This is a genomic window from Caballeronia sp. M1242 (genome assembly GCF_017220215.1).
Taxonomy (GTDB): Bacteria; Pseudomonadota; Gammaproteobacteria; order Burkholderiales; family Burkholderiaceae; genus Caballeronia.
The window spans coordinates 72,810-86,309 of sequence record NZ_CP071131.1; the positions used below are offsets into that span (position 1 = coordinate 72,810).

At 63.4% G+C, this 13,500-nt stretch carries 10 protein-coding genes and 1 pseudogene; 1 reads left to right on the forward strand and 10 read right to left on the reverse strand.

The window, feature by feature from the left end; all coding sequences use genetic code 11:
- Positions 1-897: 897 nt before the first annotated feature.
- Both JYK05_RS19870 and JYK05_RS19875 read right to left on the reverse strand, forming a co-directional pair.
- The gene (locus JYK05_RS19870; RefSeq protein ID WP_206470246.1) at positions 898-1,794 is read right to left on the reverse strand and encodes an oxidoreductase; all 897 of its coding nucleotides are present in this window, start codon (positions 1,792-1,794) and stop codon (positions 898-900) included.
- A 38-nt stretch (positions 1,795-1,832) separates the two neighbouring features.
- Positions 1,833-3,049, reverse strand: a pseudogene (locus JYK05_RS19875) (MFS transporter).
- A gap of 128 nt (positions 3,050-3,177) precedes the next feature.
- On the opposite strand from JYK05_RS19875, the gene JYK05_RS19880 reads away from it, so the two are divergent.
- Positions 3,178-4,128 (forward strand): LysR substrate-binding domain-containing protein, encoded by a 951-nt coding sequence (locus JYK05_RS19880; RefSeq protein ID WP_175943016.1) that lies wholly within the window; start codon positions 3,178-3,180, stop codon positions 4,126-4,128.
- Positions 4,129-4,628: 500 nt separating this feature from the next.
- On the opposite strand, the gene JYK05_RS19885 is transcribed toward JYK05_RS19880, so the two are convergent.
- The 8 genes from JYK05_RS19885 to JYK05_RS19920 all read right to left on the reverse strand — a co-directional run bounded on the left by JYK05_RS19885 (position 4,629) and on the right by JYK05_RS19920 (position 13,499).
- Positions 4,629-5,939 (reverse strand): MFS transporter, encoded by a 1,311-nt coding sequence (locus tag JYK05_RS19885; protein ID WP_206470248.1) that lies wholly within the window; start codon positions 5,937-5,939, stop codon positions 4,629-4,631.
- 89 nt (positions 5,940-6,028) lie between these two features.
- Positions 6,029-6,967: a TauD/TfdA family dioxygenase gene (locus JYK05_RS19890; RefSeq protein WP_206470250.1), complete on the reverse strand. Its 939-nt coding sequence runs from the start codon at positions 6,965-6,967 to the stop codon at positions 6,029-6,031.
- A gap of 150 nt (positions 6,968-7,117) precedes the next feature.
- Positions 7,118-7,828, reverse strand: coding sequence for a GntR family transcriptional regulator (locus JYK05_RS19895; RefSeq protein WP_175943022.1), 711 nt, complete (start codon positions 7,826-7,828; stop codon positions 7,118-7,120).
- A 114-nt stretch (positions 7,829-7,942) separates the two neighbouring features.
- Positions 7,943-9,163, reverse strand: coding sequence for an alpha-hydroxy acid oxidase (locus JYK05_RS19900; RefSeq protein ID WP_206470252.1), 1,221 nt, complete (start codon positions 9,161-9,163; stop codon positions 7,943-7,945).
- Between the two features lie 111 nt (positions 9,164-9,274).
- Positions 9,275-10,609: an MFS transporter gene (locus tag JYK05_RS19905; protein WP_206470254.1), complete on the reverse strand. Its 1,335-nt coding sequence runs from the start codon at positions 10,607-10,609 to the stop codon at positions 9,275-9,277.
- An 84-nt stretch (positions 10,610-10,693) separates the two neighbouring features.
- Positions 10,694-11,419: a ribonuclease activity regulator RraA gene (locus JYK05_RS19910; RefSeq protein WP_241270058.1), complete on the reverse strand. Its 726-nt coding sequence runs from the start codon at positions 11,417-11,419 to the stop codon at positions 10,694-10,696.
- 41 nt (positions 11,420-11,460) lie between these two features.
- On the reverse strand, positions 11,461-12,669 hold the full coding sequence (locus tag JYK05_RS19915; RefSeq protein WP_371826467.1) for a porin: 1,209 nt from the start codon (positions 12,667-12,669) through the stop codon (positions 11,461-11,463).
- A gap of 128 nt (positions 12,670-12,797) precedes the next feature.
- On the reverse strand, positions 12,798-13,499 hold the full coding sequence (locus JYK05_RS19920) for a FadR/GntR family transcriptional regulator (protein WP_206470258.1): 702 nt from the start codon (positions 13,497-13,499) through the stop codon (positions 12,798-12,800).
- Between the last annotated feature and the right edge of the window lies 1 nt (position 13,500).

Sequence of the window (13,500 nt, forward strand, 5' to 3'; positions counted from 1 at the left end):
TCGGGCACGGAAGAAGTCGATGACCCTTCCCGAGGAAACGAGAAGCTCGGTCCACGGAGTCCATAAGGTGCGTTCTCGCACGCTGGCAGCAGCTTGGCCGTGGTTGCCGGCAAGACGCGGGCAGCGGCGGCATCGACGTTATTCGGGGCTGCGAGAAGCGCGCTTCCGGACGCGTTCCTGCTGTGTCTTCTGCATCGCCGAAAAGTAGGGCGATTCCCGAACCTCGCCAATCCGGCGGTCGACGCGACATCGCTCGTCGTAAGCAGATCTTCGGCCATGAATGGACGGTTGAGCGCGCCGCAGTTTGGATGGACTGGATTCTTTTTCCGTCGTTCAATGACCAATCTCCGGCGGGAATTGTTGACGGCACCGTCTCCGCCCGGCGATAAAGCGTCAGTCGATGCGCGCCGTCGCTCGGACGTTCCGACGTCGTCTCCCTTTGTGACGCTCGAGGCTGGCAGAAGAAGGTTCGTCGCAAGATCAATGTCACTACCGGGGTAGGACTCGGTGAGACGGGTAAGGCGGGCAAGCATGAAACCCTGCGTCAGCGCGGCGGTGCATTCAGGCGCACCAGGCCTCGAAGCTGCCGTCTCCATCGCTCGCCCCGGCATGGACAGGGCTGGCTGCCGCTGTCCGACTACCGCAATCAAGGTGCTGTGGGTCGTCGAGTGGACCCTTGATCTTGCTCGATGTGCGTCTCTGCAGCGTTCTCTCTTTGAAGCGATGGCATCCCATCGACCCCTCTACGGGGGGCATCTAGCCGCGCACTAGCCGGGCAACCTTCGCCGAGCCGCAAAGTGGGGAGCGCTGCGAGCGCGCCGATCGGCCATGAAGGGACTGTCGAGGTGGCCGTCCGGTTTAGTCGGACTATCCCTCATCGGTCTGGACGTGCTGCGCCTACCCCGGCCCATCGCTCGCCGCTGCGAGCAGCGGCAAGAGCAGATCACTGACCGGCGTGGCGATGCCGCGCGCTCGGCCGCAACGTTGTATGACGCCGTTGCGGCTATCCCACTCGAGCGGCTGGCCGGCTTGCCGGTCTGCAAGGATCGATGTACCGAGGTCAGCCGGTGCGCGCCGGAACCCATCGACAATTTCTCGCATGACTTCATCGTCTAGCGTCGCGCCTTCCGCACGCGCGACTTCCATGCATTCCTTCAGATACGTGAGCGACAGGTGTTCGATATCGGACCGGGAATACATGCCGGCTCGGCGGCCCGTCAGCACCATCAATCCGGCCACTGCGTTCTGAAGTAATTTCCGCCACGCGATGCTGATGAAGTCCTCGGTCACATCCACGGAACAGCGTGTGTTGCGCAACGCCGTCACGACAGTCTGGGCCGCCGGAGTGTCTGGCAACGTGAGTCTCGGCTTCGCACGCAGCCAAACCGAGGCATCGGCTTCGCGCTGAGCCGGAAACCAGACTACCGAAGGCAGCACTCGGTCTTGCGATACGTAAGTGGCAAACTGACTCTTCTGTTCCACGCCGTTCTGCAATACGCAAACCACGGTCTCCTCGCCGCACAACGCGGACAACCACGTCGAGGCAGCTTCGATCTGCGTCGTCTTCACCGCGACGAAGACGAGATCGAACGTCGTTTCGATGCACGCAGGGTTTGTCTGCACGGGACCGGGCACGCGGATCTGGCCGCCGTCAAATCGCACGTCCAGGTGGTCGTGTGCGGTGCGGCCGAATAACGCCGGTGTACGTCCGGCTTCGTGAAGCGAGGCCGCAACAGTGGCGCCGATCGCGCCGGGGCCCAGCAACGCAATCCTCGGATTGTCATGCATTTTCATTGGCTTCCTGGTTGTCGAGCGTCGCGCGTACTGGCAATTCACGTCGCGCGTAGATGACGGCGAAGCGCCAGCGCTAACGGGAAGATGGCAAGCGCAGTGGCCGCCGTCGCGATGGTCGCGCCGTACACGCCGATCCGATCGCCCAACAGCCCGTACGCGACCGGAGCAAGTGCTCCTGATGCAATGGTGCCAGTGTAAAAGAGCGCAAACGCTCGCTCCGTGCCGCCAGCCGCCGCGAGTTCGGGCACCGTGCCGTAAAGCACTGATGACGTGCCGTTGAGCATCACGCCGAGCAGCGGCAGCAGGATCATCGCGGGCGAGAGCGGCAGCCAGATCATGGCCAGAATCAGCAGCGCGGTGGCGCCTTCAGTTGTGAACACCGTTCCTATGACGCCTACGCGCGCGCCGAGCGCACCACAAGCGAACTTGCCCGCGGCGCCGCGATAAAAACCAGCGCCAGCGCCGTACTCATCATCTGAGGCGAGATGCCCTTCGAGCGCAGGAGAAAGGGCAGAAACGTGAGCAGCCCCATTCGCACAGCCGTGTCGAGCACGCCAATTCCGAACAGCAGCGAGAAGCCGCTGCGCGACTCCGTCGTGGCTTCCCTGGCCACCGCTTCGTCTCGTGGCGGCTCGATGTTGCGTGCCGAAGGGAGAAAAAGTGCAATGACTAACCCGGTGAGAATGCCGATGGTCGACATCACCAAAAGCGCATGACGCCACGGCATGAAGGTGATAAGCAGTGAAATGGCTGCGGGCAGTGTGGACTTGCCGAGATCACCCGCGAAGTTATAGACGCTGAGCGGCGCGCGGGCGTCGCGCCCATATGCACGAGACACAACCCCCGACGCCAGCGGATGCTGCGTGCTCGATCCGCAGCCCGACACCGCGAGCGCGACGCAAAGACCCATCAGAGAACCCGACATGCCCGCGATGGCATAGCCCAGTGCCGCGAGCAGAGTGCCGATGGCGAGAGTCGCGCGCGTGCCCAGGACGCGTGCAAGGCTGCCAGCAGGCACTTGCAGCGTCGCCATGGTGCCCGCGTAGATGCCTCGCAAAAGTGCGAGCGCACCGTAGCCGAGGCCGAAATCCGCCTGCCATACGGGCAACAGCGCGTAGATCATGTCCGTGTAGCCGTCGTGCAACGCGTGTGCCGCGCATGAGATCCATAGAGCCCGCTTGCGGCGCACGGAGCGGGACGGATCGGTGTGTTCGGCTGGGGTCGGCGCCGGCGCGGAGAGGGAGAACAGTCGCATGCGATAAATCAGGGAGCGCGGGTGCAAGTTATGTCGTATAGAACGTCGCAAGGTGTCTGAAGTGTACGGTCGGGGCACCCGCGCAACAACTGACATAAAATTGGCGCTCACGGGAGAAAAAGTCACCGATGAGCACTGAAAAGCCCGCCGCCGCAGATACCGAAACGTTGCCCCCCTTGAATGCCTTGCGGTACTTCGAAGCGGTGGCCCGTCTCGGCAGTTTCGCGGGCGCGGCGAACGAGCTTCACGTGACGCATTGGGCCGTGGGCAAGCGTATCCGCATGCTGGAAGACTGGTTCGGCGTCCCGTTGTTCGAACGTCGTGCGCGCGGCGTTGTGCTGACTGACGAGGGAACGACACTGCTCGTCGATGTCAACGGTGCCTTCGCACGGCTGGGCAGTTCGGTGGGCCGGTTGCGGCAAGAATCGGCCACTCGCCGAATCAAGGGTGTGGTGCGCGTGAATGCGCTGGCTAGTTTCGCGCTGTGCTGGCTCATTCCCCGGCTGGCGGATTTTCAGGCGCTTTACCCCGACGTGGATGTAAGGCTATCGACTACGTCACGCCGGCTCCGCTACGTGAGCGACGCGTTCGACATCGGCGTGCGTTCTGGACCCGAGGACGCTGCGGGCATCAAGTCATCGGTCCTGATGCCCGACCTGCGCTTGCCCGCATGCAGCCCTAAGGCTTTGATCAGCCGTCCGCTCGGCACGATTGCCGATTTGCGCAGCCATACTTGGCTGCATTCAACAACCACTCGCACGGCATGGTCCGAATGGCTCCGTGAGGCGGGGGAACCGGCCATGCAGGGTGCGCGTGATCTTCATTTTGATCACGTGTTCCTGCAATTGGCCGCAGCGACGGAGGGCCTCGGTGTAACCCTGGCGTCTCTGCCTCTTATCGAGCGGGAAATCGCCGCGGGGCGGCTCGTGTGTCCGTTGCAGGGACCCGTTTGGCGCGGTCCAGATTACACGATGGTCGTCAATGTCGATCGTGCAGAGGACGAAGCCGTCAAGGTTTTCGGCAAGTGGATCACGACTGAGGCCCAAGCGAGTTGCCGATCGAGCATGAAGTCCTCCTAGCGCACGGCGGCCCCTCCGCCAATTTTTTTGCGCCCCTGGTCGGCATGAAGGCGTGTACGCAACCATCTTTGGCCTTGAGATGCCCCTATACCAAGTCTGTGTCGGTGCGAAAAGATGCTGACGGGAAGATCATCGAACGTATCCAAACGGAGTCGGTGACGCAGCCGAACCAGAGCGGCTGGCCCATCAAACTCGAGCATCTGAAGGGCGTTCAGTCCTGACGATGACGCTTCCGCCGGCGCAACGGCGGAACGCCACACTCAATCCCGAACGATTTCTGTTCGACCTTCTGTCTTGTTTCCCGCGTTTGCTAAGTTGGCAAGACAGAGGCTGCAAGCGATTGAACGAACGAAATATCATTCGCAGTACAAAGTGATTAAACACTGTGCCGAAGCCGGTGCAACTGTGAGCCGCAGGCAGGGCAACGGCTCAGTGATTCGGGCGCAGGGCGTCCGAGGTGGGCGAAGCAGAAAGCAGCGAGCTGCACCAGTCCCGATGCATCAATTCAGTTTCGAAAGAGCCAGGCTCGACACGTCTGGCTCCGGCTCTTCGATCCGCCGGCGCACCACGAACATGTAGACGAGCGCGGCGCCGAACGCGACACCCGCGCTGATGAGAAACGCATTGACGAACGAGTGAGTCGTGTCGACGACGACGCCCGTGACGAACGGCGCGAACGAGCCGCCGAAATAGCCGCCGAAGTTCTGAATGCTTGCGAGCGACGCGACCATGTGCCGTGGCGCGGCAACCGTTGCAAGCGCCCAGCATGCGCCGCTCGCCATGTTCACGAAGAACATGGCGGCGCACAGGTAGATCATTGCCAACGTCAGATTCGGTGTGAACGCTGCGGGAACGGTGAAGAGGGCGGCGCCGACAAGTCCCACGCAAATCGGCCACTTGCGGCTGCGCATGGGCGCCATGCCGCGCGCCATCAGTCCGTCGGCGACGAAGCCGCTCGACAGCATGCCAAGCGTGCCGAACAGGTATGGAATCGAAACGAGCCATCCGGTGTTCGCGATCGACAGATGCCGCTCATGTTCCAGATACGCGGGCAGCCAGGTCAGATACAACCAGACCATGTAAATCACGCCCATGTTGCCGAAAATCATGCCCCACGTCGTCGCCTTGCTGAAGAGGCTGCGCCATTCGACCATCGTCATGCGGCGCTCCGCTCGTTCGCCGCTTTCGCCGTCGGTGAGATAGGCGAGTTCGCGTGCGTCGAGCGGCATCGAGCGGCGGTCGCGATAGAGCAGATACCAGCCGATCGAAACGACGATGCCGAGGACACCCATGATGACGAACATGGCGCGCCAGCCGAATACGAGCAGCAGCACGGTCAGTACCGGAGGAGCGAGTGCGGGACCGATGGTGGACGAAGTGATGAAGATGCCCGTCGGCCTGCCGCGCTCATGGACGCCGAACCATTCGCTCACGACCTTTGCGCCCGCCGGAAAATTCGGCGACTCGCCGAGGCCGAGCGCCACGCGCGCGACAAGAAATTGCGTCAGGTTCGACACGAGTCCGCCGCACAACTGGGCGGTCGACCACACGAACATGCCGACGCCGAGCATGATCCGTGCGCCGAAGCGGTCCAGCAATACGCCGATAGGCAACTGCGCGAAGGCATAGGCGAAGGAAAACGCGGAGAGCAGCAATCCCATCTGGGAAGCAGACAAGCCCAGTTCCGTACTCACCGAATGATTGGCGATCGAGAGCGTGCTGCGGTCGAGATAATTGACGATGCCCGCGATCGTCAGCAATGCAATCGCCATGACCTGGATGCGCTTCAGGCGTGTCGACTTCTCCTGCATGGTGTCTCCTCCAGAGTTTCGTTGTGAGGCCGGGCGACGCCGCGGCCGTTATCGCTTGTTCGGAAGGGCAGGCGGTCAGCCGGCTGCCATCAGCGCGGCCGAACCCTGTCGATCACGGCACGCGAATACGGGCCGAGCACGGGTCCGTCGCCCGCCACGGTCGTGCGGCGAAAGACGCGGCGATACTTGCTCATGTCGTAGGCTTCCGCCTTGTGCAGCATGGTGCGGTTGTCCCATACGACGAGGTCGCCCTTTTCCCACTCGTGGAAATATGTGAACTGCGGCTGCGAGATGTGCTCGACGAGCTTGCGATGCAGCGCGCGGGCTTCGTCCAGTGGCAGACCGCTGATCTCGTTGCCGGCGTTGGCCGTGAGGTACAGCGAGCGCTCGTAGTCGCGATCGGGATGCACGCGCACGAGCGGGTGACTCACGGGCGGAACCGCTTCCTTCTCGAATCTCGTAAGAGGCGGAAGTTCGGGAAAAAGGCGCCGGCCGAATTCGTACGTATGCACCATGTGCAGCGGCTCGATTTCGTCCTTGAGATCGTCCGGCAACGCGGCGTAAGCCGCGATCATGTTGGAGAAGCCAGTGCGCCCGCCCGGTGCGCCCTTCGGCATTACTTCGATTCCGTAGAGTAGGGAAACATACGCCGGCACGTAACGATACGAGCTGTCCGTATGCCAGCGTGCGTTCACCTTCTGGAAAATCACGCGGAAATCGGTTTCCGGCAGGCTTTGACCGTCTGCGGACACGTTCGCCACGTGATAGACGGTTGGCGCCGATACGGTCTTGTCTTCCTCCGGGAAGTCTTCGAGCGGACCCCACAGCTTCGAGAATCCGATCTGCTGCGCTTCCGTGAGCGACTGCCTGCGAAAGCACAGCACGCCGTACGTCGCGATGGCTCGCTTCATCTCTGCGATGGTCTCGGGAAGTATCGGCTGCGCGAGATCGAGGCCGGTCACTTCCGCGCCCAGCGCGTCTGCCAGCGGCGTCATGACGTAATCGGTATTGAGTTCCGCTTGCTCCATCGTCTTCGCTCCTTGGAAAAGTTTCGGTTCCCTTCTGGTATGTGGCTGGCATGCCAGACACAAGGCGATGGTAAGGTGCTTGTTGCGCGGCCTGCAACTGCGAGGAAACCCTAGCTGCGACGCAAGCTTGGGCGGAAGCGGGGCGGGCGGTCAGTCAAGCGTCAGCGGATGCGGGAGCGTCGACTGCGCGAAGGTGGTGAGATAGTCGATGAGGCGGTTGGAGGCATGCCCGGCGCGCGCCGGATCGCCCGATGCGATGGCCTCGACGAGGTGGCAGTGGACCGGACCGATCTCTCCGAGCGGATTGTGCTGGTCGTGGTGATAGAACCAGAAGCGGCGCGAGACGGTATGCAGCGTCGAGGCGAGCGCGGCCGCCGTGGCGTTGCGCGCGGCCTTCGACAGCAACTGGTTGAGTTCGGCGTCGAGCCGGAGGAATTCGCGCGTGTCGCCATCAGCGACGGACTTCTCCGTGCGCTCGAAGTTGGCCGCGAACGCTTTGCGCTCCAGCGCGTTGGACCGCCTCGCCGCCGCCGAACTGAGCAGCCGGTCGAGCTCGCGCCGTGTCTCGAGCACTTCGAACTGGCGGCGCACGTCGATGGTCGTGACGACCACGCCGCGACGGGGAATGATCTCCACGAGGTATTCACGCGCGAGCCGTTGCAGTGCCTCGCGTATCGGCGTGGTGCCGATGCCGAGTTGCCGGCTCAGAATAGCTTCCGATACGAGCGTGCCCGGCGCCAGTTCCAGCGTCACGATCATTTCTTCCAGACGCCGATAGGCTTCCTGGTTGAGCGTGGTCGCGGACCCTTGCCCTGGTGCCGTGGTCGCTGGGGTGCCTCTGACGTCCTTCAGGCGCTGCACGTGACGGTCTCCGGATGCCGTATTGAGCCAAGCTGGCAATATACCGCTTATTCGCACGTCCCGGTCCACGGTGCGGCGCTGCGCTCATCACCGCTCACGACTGGCTCGCCCCGATCAGCGATATGCGCCCGCGCCGAGCTCGCCGGGCCCGAACCTCAACAGACGCAAAAATTCGGGCCCGAGTTCGTCGAGACGGTTCACGCCGAGGAGTCCCATGTCCGCGTGAATCTCGGCCTTTACGAGGCCGATGGCGTGCTCGACGCCGGCTTGCCCGCCCACGCACGCCGCGTAGTTCATCGGCCGCCCGATGAAAGCGCAGGTCGCGCCTAGAGCGACAGCCTTCAATACGTCCGTGCCGCGTCGAAAGCCGCTGTCGATCATGAGCGGCATGTCAGGGCAGGCTTCGGCGATGCGAGCCAGCATGCGCATCGGCGAAACGGATCCGTCGAGCTGCCGGCCCCCATGGTTGGACACGATAATGCCGTCCGCTCCGAGGTTTCGGGCAGTCGCGGCATCGTCCGGATGCAGGATGCCTTTGATTACCAGCGGCCCGCTCCAGCGCGCGCGAATTTCGCTGATCGCGTCCCAGTCCAGATGCTCACGCCCGCTGAAATCCCGGTTCGCGCGACGCGAGAGCAACGGCTCGCCTCGTTGCGCGGAGGCATTCTCGAAGTGCGGCATGCCATGACGAATCAACGTGCGCAGAAACGTGAGGAGCGACCAGTGCGGATGCGTCAGGCCGTCGCGCAATAGCTGAAAGTTCGGCCTGAGGGGCGTCCTGAAGCCGTTGCGCAGGTTGTTCTCCCGGTTCGGCACGACCGACGAGTCCACCGTGACGACCAGCGTCGACACGTTGGCGGCGCTGACTCTTTCCACCAGCGCGCGCATTTCTTCGAGCGTTCTCGGCATGTAGACCTGAAACCATGTGCCCGGCGCGGCCTCGACGACTTCTTCGAGCCGCACGAGCGATGCCGCGCTGAGAATCATGGGGACGCCGCATGCGCGCGCGGCCTGCGCCTGGGCGAGGTCGCCGCGATAGCCCGTCAACGAACTGATGCCCATCGGCGCGATGCCGACCGGCGACTCGTAGCGTACGCCGAAGAGCTCGATCGACTGGCTCCGCTGCGACACGTTGCGCAATACCCGCGGCACGAAGCCGAGCTCGTTGAACGCCGCGCGGTTGTCCGCGAGGGACGCATTGTCTTCCGTCGCGCCCGCGACGTAGCCGAAGAGAGGGCGCGGCAGCTTGCGCCTCGCGGCCGCTTCGAAATCGGCGAGCGACAGGAAGCCGCGCAGTTGCCGGGAGACGCTTGTGGATTGCCTGGTTTTGATCATGCCGCGCAACGACCTTTCGTTTTTTCAATCGTCCCGCGTTCGTTGCTTAAGAACACGACGAGCGCGCGGACCGTTTCCATGCGCCCAGAAAGGGCAGGCTTGTGAGCGAACTTAGCGCGTGGCCGTGACCGCATCGTTGCCGTCGCGTCCCGCGAGACCGAGACGGAACCACACGGCGAGCGCCCCGGTTCCGAGCAACAGCAGGCTGACGGCCGGCACGAGCATCGGCGCCGAGGTGCTGTGCATGACCTTTCCGACCCACGGCATGATGTTTTGCGCGAGGAACCCTCCGACACTCGACCCCGCGGCAATGACCGCGAGCGCCGCCGCGCCGCCCGCGCCCTTCATGAACGATGTCGGCAGTAGCCGCGGCGGCAACGCCCAGAAGCACGGGATCATCAGATACAGGCACGGCGCGCCGGCCGAAAGCGCCGCGAAACGCACCGCATTCGAAAACGGCCCGACGCTCGCGATAAAGCACAGAATGCCGAGGAACGCCGCAGCTAACGCGGCCATCAGCACGGTGCGAGGCGTACGCAAGCGGCGCGGCAGCCACAGCAGCATCAGTGATGTCAGGAACCACGGAATCATGTTGAGCATGCCGTTGACACTGCTCGACACGCCAAAGCCCCGGACCAGCGTAGGGAGCCAATAGGCGATACCGTAAATCGCAATCGAGATCGTGCCATAGCCGATCGAAAAGAGCGCCACGGTGAAGAGCGAGCTGAACGACCACGCGCCGCCCGTCGCCTGAACCGGCGCTGGATCACGCCGCAGACTGTCCTCTATGACCTCCTTCTCACGCTCGGAGAGAAAGGGCGCCGAGCGCGGATTGTCCGGCAGGAAGTACAAGGAAACGAAGGTCAGCAGGACGGCCGGGGTACCTGTCGTGAGAAACACCCACTGCCAGCCTTCCAGACCGAGCGCGCCGTGCATTTCCAGCGAGAAGCCGCCGATGAGCGAGCCGAGCATGTTGCCCATGCTGCTGCCGAGCGTGAGCAATCCGATGATGCCGGTGCGCTGGCGCTCGGGAAACCACATGCCGAGGTAAAGAATGATGCCGGGATACAGTCCCGCTTCGGCCGCGCCCAACAGGAAGCGCAGCACCTGAAACGCGGTTTCGGACGGCGTCCACGCGAGCAACAGCGTCGCGACGCCCCACGTAAACATGATGCGCGATATCCAGCGGCGCGCGCCATAGCGATGCATCGCCAGGTTGCTCGGCACCTCGCACAGCAGATAGCCGATGAAGAACAGCGAAGAGGCGAACCCGTACGATGCCTCGCTCATATGCAGACTCGTGAGCATCTGCAGCTTGGCGAAGCCGATGTTCGCGCGGTCGATATAGGCGGTTAGGAAGATTGCGATGAGAAGCGGCACGAGCCGCCACGCCACGCGCGTGAAAAGTTGAGCTTCCACACTACGGTTTGTCACTAGGGTCTCCATGCCCGGCGGCATTCTGCGCTCGCCGTGGCGCTTGACGTTATGGTGGATGTGCGGCGCACCAGCGCGCCGCACATCCGTTCCGGATTAATTGCTTCTTTCTGCCCGCCACGCTTCGAATTCCGCACGCGTCGACTCGTCGGGCGGATAGAGACCGAAGGTGGCGCGGCCTTCGCGCACGCGCGCATCGACCCAATCCTCGAAGAGCGTCATCGCGGCCGATTCCTCGGCGATTTCGTTCGCGAGGTGCGCCGGGATCACGACCACGCCTTCCGCATCGCCGACGATGATGTCGCCGGGATACACGGCGACATCGCCACAGGCAATCGGCACGTTCAGGTCCACGGCGTGGTGGTGTATCAGATTCGTCGGCGCGGACGGGCGGGCCGCATAGCACGGGAAGTCGAGCGAGCGCAGATCCGGGGTGTCGCGAAATCCGCCGTCGGTCACGATTCCAGCGACGCCGCGGATCATCATTCGCGTGATGAGGATGCCGCCCGCAGACGCCGCGCGCGGGTCCTTGCGGGAATCGACGACCATGACGTGACCGGCCGGAATCTCCTCGACGCCGCGCCGCTGCGGATGACTGCGATCGTTGAACACGGACAGGGTGTCGAGGTCCTCGCGCGCCGGAATATAGCGCAGCGTGAACGCCTCGCCGACCATGCGCGCCGCCGCCGGATTGACGGGCAGCACGCCCTGTATGCAGACGTTGCAGAGGCCGCGCTTGAAGAGCGCAGTAGTCAGGGTGGCCGTGCTGACGCCACGAAGGCGCGCGCGGTTCTCGTCGGTGAGCGGACGGGTGGTATTCACTGAAAGCATCCTGTTAAGGTAAAGCCGGGTGTGGCGACGCGTCAGAACTTGTGACGCACGGCGAAGCGGACGGCGGCCTGCTGATCCGACGACGACGGTGTGAGGCCGTTGAGCGCCGCCCGCGCCGCGTGACCGGTCGAGTCGGTGCCCGACGCGTGTTGCAAGACGCCGATCAGATAGAAGTCGGTCCGCTTGGAGACCGCGTAGTCGGCGGCGAGCGCGCCCTGGTGATACGTGGCGTCATGCGCGCCGCTGCTTTTCGTGTAGCTGTAGGCCGCGCCGAGCGACAGCGCCGGCGTCAATTGATACTGGAAGTCGAGTTCGCCGCTGTTGAAGGTCGCGGTGCCGCTGGCTCCGGCCGGGTTCAGGACGGATACGGTGCCGCTCAAGTCCTTGAACCGGGTGTTCGAGTAGATGGCGCCCAGCGTCGCACGGCCGATCGCGTAGGTCGCGCCGGCGCCGATGATCTGCTGGGTTTGCGCCGACGCATAACCATTGATCACCGGGGAGCTGCCGAAGTTGTTGGTCGCCGCCGTGGCGCCGACCGCCGTGCCGAAGAACGAAGCGTTCGGGTTGCGCGCGTTGAGATAGCCGGCCCCGACGTTGAGCGGACCGCTCGAATAGCCGACGCCTATCGACCAGATCTGGTTCGTGCCGACGCTGCCGGGCACGCCGCCGAAGCTATACAGCCCTTCGGCCGAGAAGCCGTTCAGATTGACCGTGCGGTACTTGACCGCATTGTTCACGCGGTTCGCGTTGTTCAGATTGTCGAGGTCCGCCGGATGCGCGCCGATGCTTCCCGAGAACATCGCGCTCGGCATCAGCGCATGCACATAGTCGACGACCGGGTCGTACTGGCGGCCCAGCATGACGGATCCGGCGTTCGTCGAGAGTCCGGCATACGCCTGGCGACCGAATTCGAGCGACCCCTGGCCCATCCGCCCGTTGTTTACGTCGAAACCGTTCTCCAGCACCACGATCGCTTTCAGGCCGCCGCCCATGTCTTCCACGCCGCGCAGCCCCCAGCGGCTGCCGCTCAGGATGCCGCTCGACAAATTGAACAGGTTGTGACCGTTACCGGGGCTCGTCTGCACGTTGCTCGTATAGTTCACGCCCTCGTCGAGGATGCCGTATAGCGTCAGGCTGCCTTGCGCATTCGCCTTGTCGGCAGCCGTCAACGCGCACGCGGCGGCGAGCCCGGCGAGCGGGAGGTGCTTGAAATATCTTCGGGCCTGGACTTGCTCTTTCACTGAATGTCTCCGGTTGTATTTGGTTCGTATCGGAAATGCGGGTGAAGCGTTCGGTAGTCGGAAAATCAGGTTGTCAGACAAAGTACTGGAAGTTTTATGGCGCTGCTTGAAACGCAGGCGCCATCACGTCAGTCGTTGCGGGGCAGGTCTATGCCTTGTCGCTTTGCCGCGGCGCGCAAGTGGCGCTCGGCCGAGGCGGCGGCCTCGACACAATCGCCGCGCTCGATGGCGTCGAACAGTTCACCGTGCTCGCGCCAGGCAAAGTCGCCGGCATGGTGCGCCGTCTTTTCCCACTGCGCGCGCCGCGCGATGGCGAGCTGGCTATGCAGGAAATCGTGGAACGCGACGAAGTAGTCGTTTTTGGTCGCCGCCGCGATCGCGCGATGAAAAGCGACGTCCGCCGCCGACGCCGCCTTCGAATCATTGCGCTTCAGCTCCATCTGGCGGATCGCATCGCTCATATGCTTCAGGTCCGCGCGCGTCCGACGCCGCGCCGCCGCAGTGGCTGCCTGCGTCTCTATCCACAGTCGAAACTCGAACAGTTGCGGTAGATCGATGCGGCTACCGTCGTGGCTCGGAAGGCGAAAGACCGTGCCGGAAGGTGTGCCAGAAATGAACGAGCCCGCGCCGCGGCGTGCGACCAGCACGCCATCGGACTTCAACTGAGCGATGGCTTCGCGAACAACCGAGCGGCTGACGCTGAGCCGTTCCGAGAGTTGCTGCTCGGTCGGCAAGCGAGATTCGGCGGGGAAGTTGCCCGCCTGAATCTCCGCGCGGATCGCTCCCACTACTCGCTGCACCAGCGAGTCAGGTCTTTCGAGTTCAAGCATT